This is a genomic window from Pseudomonas fitomaticsae (assembly GCF_021018765.1).
In the GTDB taxonomy this organism is placed as follows: Bacteria; Pseudomonadota; Gammaproteobacteria; order Pseudomonadales; family Pseudomonadaceae; genus Aquipseudomonas; species Aquipseudomonas fitomaticsae.
Window position 1 is genome coordinate 6,109,136 of the sequence record NZ_CP075567.1, and the last position, 21,367, is coordinate 6,130,502.

At 61.8% G+C, this 21,367-nt stretch carries 17 protein-coding genes; 5 read left to right on the forward strand and 12 right to left on the reverse strand.

The genetic code is table 11. The annotated features are described in order from the left end of the window. Positions 1–4: 4 nt before the first annotated feature. The 11 genes from KJY40_RS27780 to bioB form a co-directional block, all read right to left on the reverse strand. Entirely contained in the window at positions 5–1,783 is a 1,779-nt protein-coding gene (locus tag KJY40_RS27780) for an acyl-CoA dehydrogenase C-terminal domain-containing protein (RefSeq protein WP_230733882.1), read from the reverse strand. Between the two features lie 184 nt (positions 1,784–1,967). Further along, entirely contained in the window at positions 1,968–3,764 is a 1,797-nt protein-coding gene (locus tag KJY40_RS27785; RefSeq protein WP_230733884.1) for an acyl-CoA dehydrogenase C-terminal domain-containing protein, read from the reverse strand. A 90-nt stretch (positions 3,765–3,854) separates the two neighbouring features. Beyond that, positions 3,855–5,144, reverse strand: a complete 1,290-nt coding sequence (locus KJY40_RS27790) for a GGDEF domain-containing protein (protein ID WP_007959861.1) — start codon at positions 5,142–5,144, stop codon at positions 3,855–3,857. Between the two features lie 210 nt (positions 5,145–5,354). Further along, the gene (locus tag KJY40_RS27795) at positions 5,355–7,469 is read right to left on the reverse strand and encodes a cytochrome-c peroxidase (RefSeq protein WP_230733885.1); all 2,115 of its coding nucleotides are present in this window, start codon (positions 7,467–7,469) and stop codon (positions 5,355–5,357) included. 257 nt (positions 7,470–7,726) lie between these two features. After that, positions 7,727–9,532 (reverse strand): phenylacyl-CoA dehydrogenase, encoded by a 1,806-nt coding sequence (locus KJY40_RS27800; RefSeq protein ID WP_230733886.1) that lies wholly within the window; start codon positions 9,530–9,532, stop codon positions 7,727–7,729. A 275-nt stretch (positions 9,533–9,807) separates the two neighbouring features. Continuing rightward, entirely contained in the window at positions 9,808–10,104 is a 297-nt protein-coding gene (locus KJY40_RS27805) for a hypothetical protein (RefSeq protein WP_007959856.1), read from the reverse strand. 106 nt (positions 10,105–10,210) lie between these two features. Continuing rightward, positions 10,211–10,891 carry a dethiobiotin synthase gene (gene bioD, locus KJY40_RS27810; RefSeq protein WP_007959854.1) on the reverse strand — a complete coding sequence of 227 codons (681 nt, stop codon included), beginning with the start codon at positions 10,889–10,891 and terminating at the stop codon, positions 10,211–10,213. Next, positions 10,888–11,694, reverse strand: coding sequence for a malonyl-ACP O-methyltransferase BioC (bioC, locus tag KJY40_RS27815; RefSeq protein ID WP_230733887.1), 807 nt, complete (start codon positions 11,692–11,694; stop codon positions 10,888–10,890). Before bioC ends, bioD begins: the two co-directional genes overlap by 4 nt. After that, complete coding sequence (locus KJY40_RS27820) at positions 11,687–12,418, reverse strand: alpha/beta fold hydrolase (protein ID WP_230733888.1); 732 nt, start codon at positions 12,416–12,418, stop codon at positions 11,687–11,689. Before KJY40_RS27820 ends, bioC begins: the two co-directional genes overlap by 8 nt. Then, entirely contained in the window at positions 12,411–13,589 is a 1,179-nt protein-coding gene (bioF, locus tag KJY40_RS27825) for an 8-amino-7-oxononanoate synthase (RefSeq protein ID WP_230733890.1), read from the reverse strand. The genes KJY40_RS27820 and bioF overlap by 8 nt, the downstream gene beginning before the upstream one ends. Before the next feature lie 172 nt (positions 13,590–13,761). Further along, complete coding sequence (gene bioB / locus KJY40_RS27830) at positions 13,762–14,817, reverse strand: biotin synthase BioB (RefSeq protein WP_007959840.1); 1,056 nt, start codon at positions 14,815–14,817, stop codon at positions 13,762–13,764. 91 nt (positions 14,818–14,908) lie between these two features. Between bioB and KJY40_RS27835 the strand changes: the two genes are divergently transcribed. From KJY40_RS27835 to rarD, 5 genes are all read left to right on the forward strand, one after another. After that, the gene (locus KJY40_RS27835; protein ID WP_230733891.1) at positions 14,909–15,646 is read left to right on the forward strand and encodes a ComF family protein; all 738 of its coding nucleotides are present in this window, start codon (positions 14,909–14,911) and stop codon (positions 15,644–15,646) included. Positions 15,647–15,704: 58 nt separating this feature from the next. Further along, positions 15,705–16,469 carry a TOBE domain-containing protein gene (locus KJY40_RS27840; RefSeq protein ID WP_230733892.1) on the forward strand — a complete coding sequence of 255 codons (765 nt, stop codon included), beginning with the start codon at positions 15,705–15,707 and terminating at the stop codon, positions 16,467–16,469. Positions 16,470–16,538: 69 nt separating this feature from the next. After that, on the forward strand, positions 16,539–18,440 hold the full coding sequence (locus KJY40_RS27845; RefSeq protein ID WP_085609069.1) for a PhoX family protein: 1,902 nt from the start codon (positions 16,539–16,541) through the stop codon (positions 18,438–18,440). Positions 18,441–18,556: 116 nt separating this feature from the next. After that, positions 18,557–19,531, forward strand: a complete 975-nt coding sequence (locus KJY40_RS27850) for a serine/threonine protein kinase (protein ID WP_230733893.1) — start codon at positions 18,557–18,559, stop codon at positions 19,529–19,531. 66 nt (positions 19,532–19,597) lie between these two features. After that, positions 19,598–20,485 (forward strand): EamA family transporter RarD, encoded by an 888-nt coding sequence (gene rarD, locus KJY40_RS27855; RefSeq protein ID WP_007959831.1) that lies wholly within the window; start codon positions 19,598–19,600, stop codon positions 20,483–20,485. A 223-nt stretch (positions 20,486–20,708) separates the two neighbouring features. On the opposite strand, the gene KJY40_RS27860 is transcribed toward rarD, so the two are convergent. Then, positions 20,709–21,227, reverse strand: a complete 519-nt coding sequence (locus KJY40_RS27860) for a glycine cleavage system protein R (protein WP_007959830.1) — start codon at positions 21,225–21,227, stop codon at positions 20,709–20,711. Positions 21,228–21,367 lie beyond the last annotated feature (140 nt).

Here is a 21,367-nt window from a genome sequence, read left to right on the forward strand (position 1 = left end):
ATCATCAGAACTGCGCAGCGTCCAGCAGGAACAGCGACTCGCTGCCGGCCTTGACCGACGCGCTCAACGAGTGAATCCGCGGCAGCAGACGGGCGAAATAGAACCGCGCCGTGCCGAGTTTGCTCGCATAGAAATCGTCCTGCGCTTCTTTGCCCAGCGATGCCTTGGCCATCAAAGCCCACATGTAGGCGTAAGCGGTGTAGCCAAACACTTGCAGGTACTCGACCGATGCCGCGCCGATTTCGTTCGGGTTGGTTTTCGCCCGGTCCAGCAGCCACGAGGTCAGCTCGTCGAGAGTGTCGACGGCGTCATTCAGCGGCTTGGTGAACTCGCCCAGATCGGCACTGGCGGTTGCAGTGAAATGGCGGATTTCGTCGGCGAACAGTTTGTAGAACGCGCCGCCGCTGCCGACGATCTTGCGACCCACCAGGTCCAGCGCCTGAATGCCGTTGGTGCCTTCGTAGATCTGGGTGATGCGCACGTCACGCACCAGTTGCTCCTGGCCCCACTCACGAATGTAGCCGTGGCCGCCGAAGATCTGCTGGCCGTGGACGGTGGTTTCCAGACCCAGATCGGTCAGGAACGCCTTGGCCACTGGTGTCAGCAAGGCCACCAGATCTTCCGCACGCTTGCGGGTGGCGGCGTCTTCGCTGAACTTGGCGGTATCGAGTTGCATCGCCACGTAAGTGGAGAACGCACGACCGCCTTCGTTCGAGGCTTTCATGGTCAGCAACATGCGACGCACGTCCGGGTGGACGATGATCGGGTCGGCCACCTTGTCCTTGTTCTGCGCGCCGGTCGGCGAACGGCTTTGCAGGCGGTCACGGGCGTATTCGATGGCGTTCTGGTACGAGCGCTCGCCGGTGGCCAGGCCCTGGATGCCGACGCCCAGACGCTCGTAGTTCATCATGGTGAACATCGCGGCCAGGCCCTTGTTCGGCTCGCCGACCAGGTAACCCACGGCTTCGTCGAAGTTCATCACACAGGTGGCCGAGGCCTGGATGCCCATCTTGTGTTCGATCGAACCGCAATTGGCCGGGTTGCGCGCGCCCAGGCTGCCATCGGCATTGACCATGAACTTCGGCACCAGGAACAGCGAAATGCCTTTCGGCCCCGCCGGAGCGTCCGGCAGCTTGGCCAGCACCAGGTGGATGATGTTTTCGGTCAGGTCGTGCTCACCGCCGGTGATGAAGATCTTGGTGCCGCTGACCTTGTAGGAACCGTCGGCCTGAGGCTCGGCCTTGGTGCGAATGATGCCCAGGTCGGTGCCGGCATGCGGCTCGGTCAGGCACATGGAACCGGCCCAGATCCCCGCGTACATGTTCGGCAGGTAAGCGGCTTTCAGCTCTTCGCTGGCGTGGGCGTTGATCGACAGGCACGCGCCGGCGGTCAGCATCGGGTACAGACCGAAGGACAGGCTGGCGGAGTTGACCATTTCTTCAACTTGAGCGGAAACGGCTTTTGGCATACCCATGCCGCCGTAGGCCGGATCACCACCAACACCGACCCAGCCGCCTTCGGCATAAGTCTGATAGGCCTGCGGGAAACCGGCTGGCGTGGTGACGGCACCGTCGGTCCAGTGGCAGCCTTCTTCGTCGGCGGCACGGCTCAGGGGCGCGATGCTTTTGCTGGTGACCTTGCCGGCCTCTTCGAGAATGGCTTCAACGGTTTCCGCGTCCACGGTCTCGGCCAGGGCCGGCAATTCGGCCCAGAGTTTGGCGACTTCGAACACTTCATTGAGGACGAAGCGCATATCGCGCAGCGGCGCTTTGTAGTCAGCCATGGCAAACCTCGCAAAGATCTAAACAGGTGATTCGTGGAAGGGTGTTTTCGTTGAGCTGGAGTGTAACCCAACAACTTTTGCGACACATAGGGTCAGGCGGTGACTGTTTTGTTATTTTTAGTCACCAGCAATCAGCCATAAAGAAGCCCGCAATCTGCGGGCTCTTTTGTTTAACAGGGGCGTGTTACAGCGAGAACAACTGGGCCGGCAGTTTCATCAGGCAATCGCTGCCCGCCTCGATCGCTGAACGATGGGCTGCCGTACGCGGCAACAGACGCTTGAAGTAAAACTCGCACGTCGCCAGTTTGCCCTGGCAGAAATCGCCATCACCCTCGCCCGACTCCAGTTGCGCCTGGGCGACCAGCGCCATGCGCAGCCACAGGTAACCGAGAACGATGTAACCGCTGTACATCAGATAATCCACCGACGCGGCACCGACTTCATCCGGGTTTTTCATCGCCGCCATGCCGACCTTCATGGTCAGCTCGCCCCACTGCTGATTGAGGCCATCGAGCTGCGCGACAAACTCGCCCAGTTGCGCATGCCCGGCGTTGGCGGCGCAGAACTTGTGGACGATTTTAGTGAAGTTGCGCAGCAGCTTGCCCTGACTGCCCAGCACTTTGCGCCCGAGCAGATCCAGCGCCTGAATGCCGTTGGTGCCTTCGTAGATCGGCGCGATCCGGCAATCGCGAACCAGTTGCTCCATGCCCCACTCGCGGATAAATCCGTGGCCGCCGAAAATCTGCATGCCGTGATTGGTCACCTCCAGGCCGGTGTCGGTCATGAACGCCTTGCAGATCGGGGTCAGGAACGCCAACAGGTCTTCGGCCTCCTGACGCGCCTCGGCGTCCGGACTCAGATGCGCGACATCGAGCATCTGCGCAGTGAAATAGGTCAGCGCGCGGTTGCCTTCGTTGAAGGCTTTCATGGTCAGCAGCATGCGCCGCACGTCCGGGTGGACGATGATCGGGTCGGCTGGTTTGTCCGGAGCTTTGGCTCCAGTCAAGGCGCGCATCTGCAGACGGTCGTTGGCGTATTTGATTGCGCCCTGGAAGCTCGCTTCGCCCAGACAAAGACCCTGCATTCCGGTGCCGAGCCGCGCGTGGTTCATCATGGTGAACATGCAGTTCAGGCCTTTGTTCGGCTCGCCGATCAGGAAGCCTTTGGCGTCGTCGAAGTTCAACACGCAGGTGGCCGAGGCCTTGATGCCCATCTTGTGTTCGATCGAACCGCAGGAAACCCCGTTGCGCTCTCCCGCCTCACCGGATGCGTCCGGGAGAAATTTCGGCACGATAAACAGCGAAATCCCTTTGGTTCCGGCCGGTGCGTCCGGCAGTTTGGCCAACACCAGATGAATGATGTTGTCACTCATGTCGTGCTCGCCGGCGGAGATGAAAATCTTGCTGCCGGTCACTGCATAACTGCCGTCGGCCTGTGGCACCGCGCGGGTCTTGATGATGCCCAGGTCAGTGCCGCAATGGGCTTCGGTCAAACACATGGTGCCGGTCCACTGGCCGGCAGTGAGTTTGCGCAGGTAGGTGTTTTTCTGTTCTTCGGTGCCGTGGGCGTGGATCGCCGACATGGCGCCGTGGGTCAGGCCCGGGTACATGCCCCACGAGGTGTTGCTGGAGGCGACCATTTCGCTGATCACCAGCCCCAGCGAACTCGGCAGGCCCTGGCCGCCGTAGGTCGGGTCTGCCGCCAGACCGTGCCAGCCACCTTCCACGTATTGTGCGAAGGCTTGCTTGAAGCCTGTAGGCGTTGTCACCACGCCATTGTCGAAATGGCAGCCCTCTTCGTCGCCGCTGCGATTGAGCGGTGCCAGAACGTTCTCACAGAACTTCGCGCCCTCGTCGAGGATCGCATTGATCATGTCCGGGCTGGCGTCGTGGGCGCCGAGGGCCGCGTACTGAGTGTGGAAGTCAAAGACGTGGTCGATCAGAAAGCGCATGTCGCGCAGGGGAGCTTTGTACTCGGGCATGGTGGCTTCTCCTTCAGCAGATTGCTTCAACCTACTGCCGGCCACCCTGCCCCACAATCACTGTCCAGACGCTGAATGCGCCGTCATCACTCAACCTGCGGCGTTGTCCATGCGCACCGCGCCACGGCGATTCTGCCCGAACGCCATCACACAGTTTCGCCCTGCGCCCTTGGCGCTGTAGAGCGCCTGGTCGGCAGATTTCAACACTTCTTCCGGGGTGCGCTGTTCCAGACGTTCGGCCACGCCGATGCTGACCGTGACCGACACACTGGATGCGCCCGAACCCGAGCGACGCTGACGGCCCTGCTGATCATCCTGCGGGCGACTTTCCTGATTACGCAGCTGAATGTTGTAGGACGCAATCGACTCGCGGATGACTTCCAGGTGCGGCATACATTCCTCAAGGGTCTTGCCCGCAAACACCAGAGCGAATTCCTCACCACCATAGCGATACGCCCTACCGCCACCGCTGATTTTGGACAGCTTGCTGGCGACCAGACGCAGGACCTGATCCCCCACGTCGTGGCCGTGGGTATCGTTGAATTTCTTGAAGTGATCGACGTCGCTCATCGCCAGCACATAGTTGCGCCCCAGACGCTGCATGCGCTCGTTGAGTGCGCGGCGGCCGGGCAGGCCGGTGAGTTCGTCGCGGAAGGCCATTTGATACGCCTCGTGCGCCACCGCCGCCGCAATCATCAACATCACCTGGCTGCACATGATGTTCAGGGTGAACGGCAGGATGAAGGTTTTCGGCAGCATCCAGAACACCCCGAGCAACCCCACCAGTTGCGCCGCGTGCAGCGGACGCGGGTTGCGCCAGTATTGCCAGGCCAGCAGCAGAAACGCCGAGATGAACACCGGATACGACAACTGGATCAGGCTCATCCATGCGCCGTGCAGCGCCGGCCAGCGAATCTCGGAAAGCCACATCAGCAACGCCTGCGGGTAACTTTGCTCAAGCCCAAGCGCCACACTGCCAAAGGCCAGCAGCACGGCGAAGCGCGCGACCATGTCCTGAAACAGGTGTGTGCGCTCCTGCCACGCGGCGAACAGCCCAAACAATAAGGGCAGCAGCAGGCAGACAAGATGGAACACCACGGCTGCGTCTTCGCGCACCTTGCCGTTGTCGCGGTAATAGTCGGTCTGGGTATCGAGCAGGAAGTAGGCGATGTACACCGTGACCATCAGAAACAGCTCTCGCTGGCGTCGGTAAACCGCACAGTACGAACCGCCCAACAGCAGCACCAAGGTCGGCAGCACATTAAACAGCGAGGTGAAGAACACGTTGAGGTCTTTGACGTACGCAGCCGCCAACCCCGCGAGCAACAACAGCAGTGAAGGGAGGAAATGACTGAAACGTACAGCGGAAGAACGCGGCAAGGGTAAAAGCTCCGACCCGTCATGGCAAAGAGATGGCATTGTGCCTGCAATGTGGCCAGTTAAGCACACACAATGTGATCCAGATCACAGGCTGTCTCTTTAACGGCCGAAATCGGCGGTTGCTGAGGGATTCAGTCAGGTTTTTTGCGCAATGGCCGCTAGACGGCCACCATGGCCATCATTCTTGATGGCCATGGTGTGTTTTTCTGCTCAGAGATCGTTGTAGAACGGCTGCAATGGCCCCTCTGCCGCCGGCCTGCCTTCAGCACCGTAAGGCTTGAGATTGAGCGATGCATCCATCGCCTGACGGGTCGTGACTTTCGGACTGGCCGGGCGCTGGGTCACGGCATTCTCGTCGCCGATGTGGCCCTGCGGGATCACCAGCGACGGATGATCGAACGGTGCACGCTCCCAGGCTACGCGCGGATCGGTCAGGCCGACTTCCATGAATTTCACCACGGCATCGATTTCCGCAGGCGTCAGGTTCAGCGCCGTCATGTCCGGGTCGAGGTTGGAAGTGTTGTGCTGGTTCACCGCCGGGTGCTCGAAGCCGCTGGTGTTGTTGGCGTCTTCGCCGCGCCGGTCACCGCCACGGTTGTAGAACTCCATCACCTGCTTGAGCGTCGAGCGGCTGCCGTTGTGGAAGTACGGCCCGGTCAGGGCGATGTTGCGCAGGGTCGGGGTTTTGAACGCACCATCGACAGAATCGCGGAAACCGACATTCGGCTTAAGCGTGGCATCGCACGGAATCGCCGCACTCAATGGCGCTTCGAACGTGCAGACATCGACGTCCAGCGGATCCACCGAACGGCCGCCCTGCAACACGGTGTTGTACTGCCGGGTGAACGACCAAGGATTGCCCCACGCATCCGCGCCGCCGAGGGCGAGGTCCTCCGAAGTCGGGCGCACACCGGTGTTGTAGAAGCCGTTGTCGTAAAGGGTGGTCAGGTTGTCGGCCATCACCATGCGCTCGATGCGTTCGCGCGGATGCATCAGCAGGCGGCTGGCGGCGTTGGTCAGCTCCGGTCCGCCGTGGCAATTGACGCATTTGCCCTTGCCGAGAAACAGGTTCATGCCCTCCACCTGTTGCGCATTCATCGCCGTGTGATCGCCTTGCAGGTAGGCATCGATCGGCGCCTGATCGGAGACCAGCGTGGCCTCATACATCTGGATCGCCAGACCGAAGAACAGCGGGAAGTTGGCCTCCATCTGGGTGTAAGGCGCGCCGCCCACCAGAACGTTTTGCGTGGCGTTCCACAGGCGGGGCTGGAAGGCGTTTTTGATCAGCTCGCGATAGGTCGGTCGCCGTGCGCCGGACACCGAAGCCAGCACCGAGTCGGTGGACGAGATCCGCTGCTGCTTGAGCATCAACGTGTCGAGCATCCTGCGGCCGATGTCGGCAAAGGTGCGGCCACCGCAGGACATTTCCACCGGGCTGCCGGGCGGGCCGACGGCTTGCGAGGCGGCAGACGCATCGTTGAGCGCCAGCCGGACTTTGGTGGCGACCGTGCTGCGTTCGCTGGTCACGTAAATCCCGGCATCCGGGTCGCGATTGCCGAACGGCGAGAAACCGTTGAAGACGTTGTTGGCCCGACCGTCCCAGAAGTTGCGCACGTTGAACGCGGCGTTGATCACCGATGGCGCGTTGCGCCCGGTGCTGCGTCGAACGTTGATGCCGCCGACCTGAAACAGGCCGTCCGGCTGCTGGGTGCATTTGTCGAAACGCGGCTGATTGGGTTTGACAAAGTTGGCGTCGAACACGCCTTGCGAGCCGACCACATCGTCCGTCGAGTACACGATGGGCGAGTTGCGTTCCAGGGGATTGCTCAGCACGTGGGTCGGGAAGTCGGTTTTCTTCAGCGTGTAGTTCGGTCCGCCCTTGCCGCCGGACAACGTCGCGTAGGACGCCACGTCACCGGGAATGTCCGACGCCACAAACGGTTTGTTGAAGATCGACGCGACGTTGGCGTTGGTGTGCGCCTGGCCGGGGTTGAGCTGGTTGGTGATGCGGTGGTCGACACCGGCGTGATAGTGGCAGGACGCACAGGCCGTGGAGCCGTCGCTGCCGATCTCCATGTCCCAGAACAGCGCCTTGCCCAGCAGGATCGCGGCCTGGCGATTGAGCACGTAGTCGGTCATCAGGTCGACCTTGCGTCCGCCCTCGGTCCCGGACGGATCGGGGGGCACCATCCCGCGCAACGATTGCAGCGAGGGAACCTCCGGCACGGGAGGATCGACTTCGGCGGGGTCGGCGGCCCAGGCGCTGTGGACTGATAGCGCAACGGGTAACCAGAAGGTCAAACGAGCGATTCGACTGATGTTCATAGGCTTCACCCTGATTGTTGTTAAGTGCCGGGCGTCTTGCTTCTTTGAGCAGGCAGTTCTGGTTAGCACCGGTAAATCGGGCAGTGCAATTAATTGGCCACTCTTCTGGAAACATTTTGAATCAATAAGCGCAGGAGTTCGGCTGAGCAGTGGCTTCATCAATGCTGGGGAATCAGCCCCGGGATTGGGGAAATCCGGGCACAAAAAAACCGCTGCCCCCGAAGGAGCAGCGGTTTTTTGAAGGACCGCGTTAAGGCTTAGTAGCCCAGTGCGAAGTCTTCTTCTTTCATGTCCATCAGGTTGTTGGCGCCCGACAGCATGGTGGCCACGTGCGTACGGGTACGCGGCAGGATGCGCTGGAAGTAGAACCGCGCGGTTTGCAGCTTGGCGGTGTAGAACGCCTCGTCGGTGGTGCCGGCAGCCAGTTTTTCAGCAGCCAGACGCGCCATGTCAGCCCAGAAGTAGGCCAGGCAGGCGTAACCGGAGTACATCAGGTAATCCACGGAGGCCGCGCCGACTTCTTCGCGATCTTTCATGGCGGCCATTCCGACCTTCATGGTCAGCTCGCCCCACTCTTTGTTCAGTGCGGCCAACGGTGCGACGAATTCTTTGACGGCTTCGTTGCCTTCGTTGTTCTGGCAGAACTTGTGGACGATCTTGGTGAAGCCTTTGAGAGCTTCGCCTTGAGTCATCAGCACTTTACGGCCCAGCAGGTCGAGTGCCTGGATGCCGGTGGTGCCTTCGTACAGCATCGAGATGCGGCTGTCGCGAACGTTCTGCTCCATGCCCCACTCGGCGATGAAGCCGTGGCCGCCGTAGATCTGCACGCCGTGGTTGGCGGATTCAAAACCGACTTCGGTCATGAACGCTTTGGCGATCGGCGTCATGAAGGCCAGCAGGGCGTCGGCTTTCTTCTTCTCTTCTTCGTCCACGCCGTATTTGACGATGTCGACCTGTTTGGCGGTGAAGTACACCATCGCACGGTTGCCTTCGGCGAACGCCTTCATGGTCAACAGCATGCGGCGTACGTCTGGGTGAACGATGATCGGGTCAGCGGCCTTGTCCGGCGCTTTCGGGCCAGTCAGGGAACGCATTTGCAGGCGATCGCGAGCGTATTTCAGGCCGCCCTGGAAGCCGATTTCGGCGTGGGCCAGACCTTGCAGCGCGGTACCCAGACGTGCGGTGTTCATGAAGGTGAACATGCAGTTCAGGCCTTTGTTCGCCGGGCCGATCAGGAAACCGGTCGCGCCGTCGAAGTTCATCACGCAGGTTGCGTTGCCGTGGATGCCCATCTTGTGTTCGATCGAACCGCAGGTCACGGCGTTGCGTGCACCGACGGTGCCATCAGCATTCGGCAGGAACTTGGGAACGATGAACAGCGAGATGCCTTTGGTGCCGGCCGGTGCGTCCGGCAGGCGGGCCAGCACGATGTGGACGATGTTGTCGGCCATGTCGTGTTCACCGGCCGAGATGAAGATCTTGGTGCCGGAAACTTTGTAGGAACCGTCGGCCTGAGGTTCGGCCTTGGTGCGCAGCATGCCCAGGTCGGTGCCGCAGTGCGGTTCGGTCAGGCACATGGTGCCGGTCCATTCGCCGGAGACCAGTTTGGTCAGATAGGCTTCCTGCTGCTCCGGGGTGCCGTGCTCGGAGATGGTGTTCATCGCACCGTGCGACAGGCCCGGGTACATGCCCCACGACCAGTTGGCTTCGCCGACCATCTCGCTGACTGCCAGACCCAACGACTCAGGCAGGCCCTGACCGCCGTGCTCGACGTCATGGGCCAGGCTTGGCCAGCCGCCTTCCACGAATTGCTTGTAGGCCTCTTTGAAGCCTGCCGGGGTTTTCACACCGGACTCGCTCCAGGTGCAGCCTTCGGTGTCACCCACGCGGTTCAGCGGTGCCAGCACCTGCTCACAAAACTTGGCGCCCTCTTCGAGAATGGCGTCAACCATGTCCGGCGTTGCGTCTGCACACGCTGGAAGGCTCTGATAGTGCGCTTCGTAGCCGAGCAGTTCGTCACGAACGAAGCGAATATCACGCAAGGGGGCCTTGTAGTCAGGCATAGCGATAAACCTCTGCTGATGTAACCGGGAATGAACGACCGCGTTGATTTGTTGTGACGGTCAAACAGTTGTTTGAAACATACGTTTACGCCGAAATCTTGTCAAGCATCGTTCTTTTGCCATTCGTCATCACATTTTCCGAGCGCCGGACACAACCGCGCGACATGCGCCCGACCGAGCCATGTGCACTGAAAAAAGATTAGTTGAGGGAGAAGGACTTACAACGAAAAACGCCGCGAACAGTCGCGGCGTCTGGCAAAGCGCAGATCAAAAAATCAGGCGAAGGTATCGATGATCGTACCGAGCATTTCATCGGAAGCCTTGGCGACTTTCACGCCCAGTTCCGCCTGAAACTTGCCTTGGGCCATCTCGACCATGTTGCTCGCCAGGTCCGATTGCTGGGCGCGATCCACCGAACGCAGACGATCAACCTGCACTTCCGAAGACTGGCTGGTGACCGAGCGTTCAATGGTGCTGCTGGCGATCTGGCTAGCGGCCTGATCGACGCGGTTCTGCCCGGTCTGAATGGTGCTCAGACCTGCATAAAAAGCTGTGTTTCCGGAGATTTCCATGGGAGCTCTCATCCTTGGGAAGGATCAATGGGTGCCATTGAACCAGAGGCGTCAGAAAAACACCCGTCAAAAACACTAATGGCACAGTGCCTTGTCATAGCCAAAATCAGTCGAGCAAATCCAGTTGCAAGTGATCGGCGACCGCTTCAGCACTGACGGCTTTGAGTTTCGGCACCCGCCCCAGGCACGGCGCCGGAATCCGCTCGGCGAGCGTCGCCAGGTTTTCCTCCAGCCGCGACGTCTTCGGATCAATGATGTTCGCCACCCATCCCGCCAGTTGCAGCCCGTCCCGGGCAATCGCCTCGGCCGTCAGCAACGCATGACTGATGCAACCCAGACGCACGCCGACCACCAGAATCACCGGCAGCTTCAACGCAATGGCGAGGTCCGACAGATTGTCCTGATCCGCCAACGGCACCCGCCAGCCACCCGCGCCTTCGATCAGCGTGAAGTCGGCGTTCATGGCCAGAATCTCGCGCATCGGAGCCAGCAACGATTGCACGGTCAGCGCCACACCCGCCTCGCGCGCAGCCAGATGCGGCGCGATCGCCGGCTCGAACGCCACCGGATTGACCTGTTGATACGTCAGCGGCAACGAGCATTCGGCCTGCAACGCCAGCGCATCGGAATTGCGCAGGCCTCTGGGCGTTACCACACAACCGGACGCCACCGGCTTGCCCGCTGCCGTGCTCAATCCCGCCGACCGCGCAGCGTGCAGCAACCCGGCAGCGACGGTGGTCTTGCCAACGTCAGTGTCGGTTCCAGTGATGAAATAGGCTGCGCTCATAAGGGTTTCTCCAACACGGCGTAGACCACCTGATAGGTCGCCGGCAATCCCGCAGGCTGACGGAACTGCTCGTAAGCCTCGACCAGCCCCAGAATCCGCGCCCGACCGGTCAATCCGCCCGGCCGACCGGGGTTCAGGTTATGCGCGCCCAAGGCCTTGAGTTCATGGGTCAGGCTGCGCACATCCGGGTAATGCAGCACATGCGGCCGGTTCTCCAGACAGACACTGCGCAAACCACTGGCTGCACACAATTGCTCGTAGCGGGCGAACTCGCGGAAGCGGTTGACGTGCACCAGGCCATCGACCTGACGCCAGCTGTCGCGCAATTCGTACAGCGTCCCTACACAAAGACTAGCAAACGCGAAAATCCCCCCCGGTTTCAGCACCCGAAACGCTTCGCCGAGCACTGCTTCGAAGTCCGCGCACCACTGCACGGCGAGGCTGGAGTAGATCAGATCACACGTCGAATCCTGCAACGGCAAACGTTCGGCATCGCCGGCGATAAAGTGCGAGGCCCCGCCCAACGGCCGCGCGTGATTGAGCATGCCCTCCGCGATATCCAGCGCCAGCCCCTGACCAAATCGTTCGGCCAGCGCCCGAGTGAAATACCCGGTGCCACAGCCCAGATCCAGCCAGCATGTCGGCCGAAAATCCACCGGCAAGCGATTCATCAACTGCGTACCGACATCGCGCTGCAACTCGGCGACGCTGTCGTAGCTGGCCGCTGCGCGAGAAAAAGAAGCCGCGACCTGGCGCTTGTCAGGCAAGCCGCCGGGCAACGCCGCAACAGACAAATCAGTCATCACCGCACTCACTTAAAAACGCCTGGATCGCACCCGCCACACCGTGGGGGTCTTCCAGAAGAAACGCATGACTGGCCTGCTCGATCAGGCCGACCTCGACATCCGCCAGCAACGCGAACAGCTCGCCGGCGGCTTCCGCCGGCACCAACCCGTCCGCCCCGCCAAACAGGTGCAGTTGCGGGCCACGAAACGCCTGCAAGGCATCGCGCGTATCGATTTGCGCCAACAATTCCAGACCGGCCATCAACGCAGCCGGCGAGGTGTTCGGCGCGCCGCCGAGCAACAGCCGCGACAAGCCGCGCGCATCTTGCGCGCCCTGGGCGCACAGCAGAGAGAATCGCTTGAGGGTCGTGCGCGGGTCGGCGCTGCAGCCGGCCAGAAACGCATCGAAGGTCTCGCCGGGCATCGCGCTCGGCCACTGTTCATGGGCGACAAACGAAGGATTGCTCGCCAGGGTCAGCAAGCCGCAGCAATGTTCGCCACGCAGTGCCGCCAGCTCGGAAGCGAGCATGCCGCCCAGCGACCAGCCGCCGAGCCAGGCATCTTCGGGGATGCGCTCATCGAGTTCGTCGAGCCAGTCGTTCAGATCGCTGGAGTCCAGCTCCGGCAACGGTTCGATGTCGACTTGCAGGTGTTCGTCAAGTCCGCGCAACGCAGCAGCCAGCGGCTCCAGCGGCGAAACGCCGAGACCCCAGCCCGGTAGCAGAATCAGGCGATCACGCATGGCTTGGCTCCGACTTGAGTTGAGCAAAGCAATCGGCCAGTCCTTCTAACAATAGCTGCACCTGCGCCTCGCTGTGGGCGGCGGTCAGCGTCACCCGCAACCGCGCGCTGCCGGCGGGCACGGTCGGCGGACGGATCGCGGTGACCATCAGCCCACGCTCACGCAGCATCTGCGACAGACGCACGGCGCGACCGGCATCGCCGATCAGGATCGGCTGGATCGGCGTGAAGCTGTCCATCAACTCCAGACCGATCTGCTCAGCGCCGTGGCGGAACTGACGGATCAGGATTTGCAAATGCTCGCGACGCCAGTGTTCGCTGCGCAGCAGCTCCAGACTTTTCAACGTTGCGCAGGCCAGGGCCGGCGGCTGGCTGGTGGTGTAGATGTAGGGGCGGGCGAACTGAATCAAACTTTCGATCAGCTCTTCACTGCCGGCGACGAACGCGCCCGCCGTACCGAACGCTTTGCCGAGCGTGCCGACCAGCACTGGCACGTCTTCCTGGCTCAAACCGAAATGCTCGACGATCCCGCCACCGTTTGCCCCCAGCGGACCGAAACCGTGAGCGTCGTCGACCATCAGCCACGCGCCTTTGGCCTTGGTTTCCCGGGCCAGCGCCGGCAGATCGGCAAGGTCGCCGTCCATGCTGAACACGCCGTCAGTGACCACCAGCGTATTGCCGGTGGCTTTCTCCAGACGCTTGGCGAGACTGTCGGCGTCGTTGTGCAGATAACGATTGAAGCGCGCGCCGGACAACAGGCCGGCATCCAGTAACGACGCATGATTGAGCCGGTCTTCCAGCACCGTATCGCCCTGCCCGATCAATGCGGTGACCGCGCCAAGGTTGGCCATGTAACCGGTGGTGAACAACAGCGCACGCGGCCGTCCGGTGAGATCCGCCAAGGCTTCTTCCAACGCGTGATGCGGGCCACTGTGGCCGATCACCAGATGCGAGGCACCGCCGCCGACGCCCCACTTCGACGCACCGTCGCGCCAGGCTTCGATCACTTGCGGATGATTGGCCAGGCCCAGGTAATCGTTGTTGCAGAACGCCAGCAGCGGCTGACCGTCGACCACCACTTGCGGCCCTTGCGGGCTTTCAAGCAGCGGTCGCTGGCGATAGAGATTTTCGGCACGACGGGCAGCAAGGCGTGCGGCGAGATCGAAAGACATGCAAGCCTCGAACAGTCAAATCCATGAATCAGGATGGACACCGATCCTGTGGGAGCTGGCTTGCCAGCGATGGCGGCGCCACATTCAACATCAGTGTCGACTGTCAGTCCGCTATCGCTGGCAAGCCAGCTCCCACAAGGGAAGTGTTCCTTCAGCAAAGTCGGGGCGAGTTTCAGACCGCCGCGTTGTAGAACTGCTCGCTGCTCTTCTGCTCCACCAGCGCCTGCTCGATGGCGGCCTGATGCACTTCGTCGGCATGCTCTTCGCGGGCTTCCGGCTGAATGCCCAGACGTGCGAACAACTGCATGTCCTTGTCGGCCTGCGGGTTGGCGGTGGTCAGCAGTTTGTCGCCGTAGAAGATCGAGTTGGCACCGGCGAAGAACGCCAGAGCCTGCATCTGCTCGTTCATCGCTTCGCGGCCGGCGGACAGGCGCACGTGGGATTGCGGCATCAGGATGCGCGCCACGGCGAGCATGCGGATGAAGTCGAACGGATCGACGTCGTCAGCGTTCTCCAGCGGCGTGCCGGCGACTTTCACCAGCATGTTGATCGGCACCGATTCCGGGTGTTCCGGCAGGTTGGCCAACTGGATCAGCAGGTTCGCGCGGTCATCGAGAGACTCGCCCATGCCGAGAATGCCGCCGGAGCAGATTTTCATCCCCGCGTCGCGCACGTAGGCCAGGGTTTGCAGGCGCTCGCTGTAGGTGCGGGTGGTAATGATGCTGCCGTAGAACTCCGGCGAGGTGTCGAGGTTGTGGTTGTAGTAGTCGAGCCCGGCCTTGGCCAGCGCTTCGGTCTGGTCCTGATCGAGGCGACCGAGGGTCATGCAGGTTTCCAGGCCCATGGCCTTCACGCCTTCGACCATCTTCAGCACGTAAGGCATGTCCTTGGCCGACGGGTGCTTCCACGCCGCGCCCATGCAGAAACGGGTCGAACCGATGGCCTTGGCGCGGGCAGCCTCTTCGAGGACCTTCTGCACTTCCATCAGCTTTTCTTTTTCCAGCCCGGTGTTGTAGTGACCGGACTGCGGACAATATTTGCAATCTTCCGGGCAGGCGCCGGTCTTGATCGACAGCAGGGTGGAAACCTGGACGCGGTTGGCGTCGAAATGCGCGCGGTGCACCGTCTGCGCCTGGAACAGCAAGTCGTTGAATGGCTGAACGAAGAGTGCTTTGACTTCGGCCAAAGTCCAGTCGTGACGCAGGGTGGCAGTGGTGCTGGCGCTCATGGGCGATTCCTTGGTTATGCTTGGCTGGCGCCTGGGGAAACGGAATACCCACAGGCACGACACGGATGTTCGGCATATTTAAGGAAGAGTCATGCGCTGTCAACCACACTACGAAAGGCCGGTTTACATCTGGTTAAAAAACAAACAAAACTGTTTATTGTGCGATGAATCGGCAGACGCGCAAATCCCGATCTGCACCGCCTGTGAAACCGATCTGCCGTGGCTGGGCGATCAATGCCTGACCTGCGCCCTGCCCCTCGCCGCCAGCCTGACCTGTGGTGGCTGCCTGAGCGATCCGCCGGCCTTTGAACAAGTGGCCGTGCCTTGGGCTTATGGCTTTCCGGTGGACACGCTGATCACCCGCTTCAAACACAACGCCGAATGGCCGCTTGGCCACTTGCTCGCCGACGTTCTCGGCGAGTTCCTCCAACATCGCTTCGAAGAAGACTTGCCTCGCCCGGACGCCCTGCTGCCCGTTCCACTTGCAGCGAAACGCCTGCGCCAGCGCGGCTTCAATCAGGCGGCGATGCTGGCGCAATGGCTGGGCAAGTCACTCGACCTGCCTTGCGAGGAACACAGTCTGTTGCGCGTGCAGGATACCGACGCCCAGCAGGCCCTCAACGCCAAGGCCCGTAAACGCAATCTGCGTCACGCCTTCGCCTTGAGCCCCGATGCCCAGGTGCAAGGCCGACATCTGGCACTGGTCGACGACGTGCTGACCACCGGCGCCACCGCCCAGGCGCTGGCCCGTTTGCTGATGGACGCCGGCGCCGCGCGGGTGGATGTGTACTGCCTGGCCCGCACGCCAAAACCCGGCGACGCGGCTTGACGGATACGCCTCGAGCCGCCAACGTCCTCCCTCAACCCTTCAGCACAAAGCGTCCGCCATGTCCCTGCCCTCTCTGTTGTCCCAGCACATCGTCCGCCGTCCGCAGCGCATCGCGCTGCTGCAACACATCGCCGAACAGGGTTCGATCACCCGCGCCGCGAAAAGCGCCGGCCTGAGTTACAAGGCGGCGTGGGATGCCATCGATGAACTGAACAACCTCGCGCAGAAACCGCTGGTCGAGCGCGCGGTCGGCGGCAAGGGCGGCGGTGGTGCCAAACTGTCGAGCGAAGGCGAGCGAGTGCTACGTCTCTATCAAAAGCTGCAAGCCTTGCAGGCCCAGGTGCTGGAGGCGGCCGAGGACGCCAGCGATCTGGACCTGCTCGGTCGGCTGATGCTCAGGACCAGCGCGCGCAATCAGTTGCACGGCAAAGTCGTGCTGATCGAAGGTCAGGGCCGCAACGACCTGATCCGCCTCGAACTGGCCGAAAGTCTGTCGATCGACGCGCAGATCACCCACGACAGCACCGTGCACCTGGAGCTGCAACCGGGCACCGAAGTGGTGGCGCTGATCAAGGCTGGCTGGCTTGAACTGCTCGCGCCAGAGGCCACGCCCGCCGTCGGACATAACCTTCTGAGCGGTCGGATCGAGGCGATTCTCGACGCCGAGGACGGCCCGAGCGAAGTGCGCATCGCCCTGCCAAACGGCCAGACCTTGTGTGCGCTGGCCGAACCGCTGGACTTGCGCACCCGTGGCCTGACGGTCGAGCAAGCGGTGCAGGTGCAGTTTTCACCGTCCAATGTGCTGCTCGGAACACCGCTCTAAACGGCGCTGCAACGAAAGCGTCATCGACCCGCATTAAGGTGGCTGCCAAAACCATGCAGGGAGCCTGATGTGAGCCTATTAGAAGAAAACCAATCCACAGACCTGGAAAAAATGGTCGGCCTGAGCCGTCGCGGTTTCATCAGCGCCGGCGCGCTGTGCGGCGCGGCGATGTTCCTCGGCGGCAACCTGCTGAGCCGCAGCGTGCTGGCCGCCAGTGTCAGCGCCGGCAACAGCCGTTTGCTCGGCTTCGACAGCATTCCGGCTGCCACTACCGACACCATCAGCCTGCCCAAAGGCTACAAGTCGTCGGTGCTGATCAGCTGGGGCCAGCCGCTGCAAAAGAACGGCCCGGCCTTCGACCCGAGTGGCAATGGCACCGCGGCTGCGCAGGAAGTGCAGTTCGGCGACAACAACGACGGCATGAGCCTGTTCGAATTCCCGGGCGAGAAAAACCGTGCGTTGATGGCGATCAACAACGAATACACCAACTACCGCTACCTCTATCCGCACGGCGGCATGCCGCAATCGGCCGAAGACGTGCGCAAGGCTCTGGCCTGTGAAGGCGTGTCGGTGATCGAAGTGCAGCGCAAGAACGGCCAGTGGCAGTTCGTCCAGGGCTCGCGCTACAACCGACGCATCCACGGTAACTCGCCGCTGCGTATCAGCGGCCCGGCCGCCGGTCACGAGCTGATGAAAACCAGCGCCGACAAGCACGGCAAGAAAGTTCTCGGCACCTTCCAGAACTGCGCCAACGGCAAGACGCCGTGGGGCACTTATCTGACCTGCGAAGAGAACTTCACCGACTGCTTCGGCAGCAGCAACGCCCAGCAACAGTTCGACCCGGCGCAGAAGCGCTACGGCGTGTCGGCTGCCAGCCGTGAGATCAACTGGCATCCGTTCGATCCGCGCTTCGACATGGCGAAGAACCCCAACGAACTCAACCGTCACGGCTGGGTGGTGGAGATCGATCCGTTCGACCCGCAATCGACCCCGGTCAAACGCACCGCGCTGGGCCGCTTCAAACATGAAAACGCCGCACTGGCCGAGACCGACGACGGACGCGCCGTGGTGTACATGGGCGACGACGAACGCGGCGAGTTCATCTACAAATTCGTCAGCCGCGACAAGATCAACCACCGCAACGCCAAGGCCAACCGCGACATCCTCGATCACGGCACGCTGTACGTGGCCAAGTTCGATGCCGGCGACGGCAACCCGGACCATCCGAAAGGCCAGGGCCAGTGGATCGAACTGACCCACGGCAAGAACGGCATCGACGCCAGCAGCGGTTTCGCCGATCAGGCTGAAGTACTGATTCACGCGCGTCTGGCAGCCAGTGTGGTCGGCGCCACGCGCATGGACCGTCCGGAATGGATCGTGGTCAGCCCGAAAGACGGCCAGGTTTATTGCACCCTGACCAACAACGCCAAGCGCGGCGAAGACGGGCAACCGGTAGGCGGGCCGAATCCGCGCGAAAAAAACGTCTACGGCCAGATCCTGCGCTGGCGCACCGACCGCGACGATCACGCGTCGAAGACTTTCGCCTGGGATCTGTTCGTGGTCGCCGGCAACCCGGGCGTCCATGCCGGTACGCCGAAGGGCGGTTCTTCGAACATCACGCCGCAGAACATGTTCAACAGCCCGGACGGCCTCGGCTTCGACAAGGCCGGGCGGTTGTGGATTCTCACCGACGGCGATTCGAGCAACGCCGGTGATTTCGCCGGGATGGGCAACAACCAGATGCTCTGCGCCGATCCTGCGACCGGTGAGATTCGCCGGTTCATGGTCGGGCCGATCGGTTGCGAGGTCACCGGGATCAGCTTCTCGCCGGACCAGAAAACCCTGTTCGTCGGGATTCAGCATCCGGGCGAGAACGGCGGCTCGACCTTCCCCGAGCACCTGCCGAACGGCAAGCCGCGGTCATCGGTGATGGCGATTACCCGTGAGGATGGCGGGATCGTCGGCGCCTGATCGGGCGACGCTCTGATCGTTCCCGTGCGCTGCACGGGAACGATCCCACTCAAGACAGCCCGTCTGCGCTACCATGCTGAGCCGGACGCGGCAGCCTGCTGCGCGCAGGAGTCAGCATGGCCCACCCGTTTGAAACCCTCACCCCAGACCTCGTGCTCGATGCCGTCGAAAGCATCGGTTTCCTGAGCGACGCGCGCATTCTGGCGCTCAACAGTTATGAAAACCGCGTCTATCAGGTCGGCATCGAAGACTCGGAACCGCTGATCGCCAAGTTCTATCGCCCGCAGCGCTGGACTAACGAAGCGATCCTGGAGGAGCACCAGTTCACCTTCGAACTGGCCGACGTCGAAATCCCGGTGGTGGCGCCGTTGATCCACAACGGCGAAACCCTGCACGAACACGCCGGTTTCCGTTTCACCCTGTTTCCTCGTCGCGGTGGCCGGGCGCCGGAGCCGGGCAATCTCGATCAGCTGTATCGCCTCGGCCAGTTGCTTGGGCGCATGCACGCAGTCGGCGAAACCAGACCGTTCGAACACCGCGAAGCACTGGCGGTGAAGAACTTCGGCCATGACTCGCTGACCACTTTGCTGGAAGGCAACTTCATCCCTAAAAGTCTGCTGCCGGCCTACGAATCAGTCGCCCGGGACCTGCTCAAGCGTGTGGAAGACGTCTACGCCAACACGCCGCACCAGAACATCCGCATGCACGGCGACTGCCACCCCGGCAACATGATGTGCCGCGACGAGATGTTCCACATCGTCGACCTCGACGACTGCCGCATGGGCCCGGCGGTGCAGGACATCTGGATGATGCTCGCCGGCGACCGTCAGGATTGTCTGGGGCAGTTGTCGGAATTGATGGACGGCTACAACGAATTCCACGACTTCGATCCACGCGAGCTGGCGCTGATCGAACCGTTGCGCGCCTTGCGCCTGATGCATTACAGCGCGTGGCTGGCCCGGCGCTGGGACGATCCGGCATTCCCCCGCAGCTTTCCGTGGTTCGGCAGCGAGCGGTATTGGGGCGATCAGGTGCTGGCGTTGCGCGAGCAACTGTCGGCGTTGAACGAAGAGCCGTTGAAGCTTTTCTGACACGACACGTCTATACAACTGCCCGTACAATCGCTGCTTTGTTAGCTGCCTAAGCAAGGATTCTGCATGCAAGCCGCCAACCCGCGTCGCGGGTACATTCTGGGCCTTAGCGCCTACATCATCTGGGGACTGTTCCCGCTCTACTTCAAAGCCATCGCCGAAGTGCCGGCGGTGGAAATCATCATTCACCGGGTGCTGTGGTCGGCGCTGTTCGGCGCGCTGCTGTTGATGGTGTGGAAGCATCCCGGCTGGTGGCAGGAACTGCGCGACAACCCGAAACGCCTGGCGATTCTTGCGCTCAGCGGCACCTTGATCGCGGCCAACTGGCTGACCTACGTCTGGTCGGTGAACAACGGCCGGATGCTGGAAGCGAGCCTCGGTTACTACATCAACCCGCTGGTCAACGTGCTGCTGGGCATGCTGATCCTCGGCGAACGCCTGCGGCGCATGCAGTGGCTGGCGGTCGGTCTGGCGGCGGTCGGCGTTGCGCAGCAGGTGTGGCAGGTTGGCAGTCTGCCGTGGGTGTCGCTGGTGCTGGCGCTGACCTTCGGTTTCTATGGGCTGATCCGCAAGCAGGCGCCGGTCAAGGCGCTGCCGGGGCTGGTGGTGGAAACCTGGATGCTGGTGCCGATCGCCCTCGCGTGGCTGCTGTTCAATCCGACCGCGACCAGCGCCCAGGCTGAGTTCTGGACCACCTCCGAAGCCTGGTGGCTGGTGGCGGCCGGTCCGGTGACGCTGGTGCCGCTGGTCTGCTTCAACGCGGCGGCGCGGCACCTGCCCTACACCACCCTCGGTTTCCTGCAATACCTGGCGCCGACGTTGGTGCTGCTGCAAGCCGTGCTGCTGTTCGGCGAGCACTTGTCGTCGAGCACGCTGATCGCCTTCATGTTTATCTGGGCCGGCCTGGCGGTGTACAGCGTCGATGCGTGGCTGAGCCTGCGCCGGCGTAGCTGATCAAAAAACATACAAACCTTCACAGGCCACGATTCTCGTGGCCTGTATCGTTCCTTCCCAAGGTTATCCACAGCGTGATCCCCGCCGTTTGTGCGCAAGTCACTGAATGCTGGCGGTTTTTTGATCAATCTTCGCCAAACCACGGCGGACGTGGCCTGGCGCTCAGTCTCTACAGGTTATCCACAGGCAGGTGCACGCTAAAACTGGATAACCCGTTCCGCTCTTATGGATCAGTGCGCAGCACCAGTTCCACCATCAAGTCATCGGCCAGGGTTTCCAGGCGCGATTGCAGCACGTCCAGCGACAGGGTCAGCGGCACCGCGAGAATCGCCTCGGCGTGGAACAGTGGTTCACTGCTCATCGGTGCCGGGCGCACTTCGGTTACCAGCCGTTCGAGGTTGACGCCCTGCTCGCTCAGCAACCGGGTGATGTCGCGCACGATGCCCGGGCGATCATTACCCACCAGTTCCATGGCGATCGGTTTCCAGGTGCAGGCCTGCTCGATACCGCTTTCGGCCACCAGCACGCGAATGCCCTGAGCCGACAAAGCTTGTAGGGCATCGACTAATTCGTCGTAAGCCTCCGCCGGCACGCCCACCCGCAGGATCCCGGCGAACTGTCCGGCCATGCGTGACATGCGGCTTTCCAGCCAGTTGCCGCCGTGTTCGGCGATGCATTGGGCGATGCGCTCGACCTGCCCGGGCTTGTCCGGTGCGAAGACGGTGAGTACGAGGTGATCCATGGCGCAGCCCTCTTGTCATGACTTTTGTTATAGAAAAGCAAGTATAGGCAAGCGTTCGACAGACGCCTCAGACGCTCGAAATCACAAATCGTGTACAACTTTTTATATTTAGCTGGAACAATCCATTGGTTTTTTGAGAA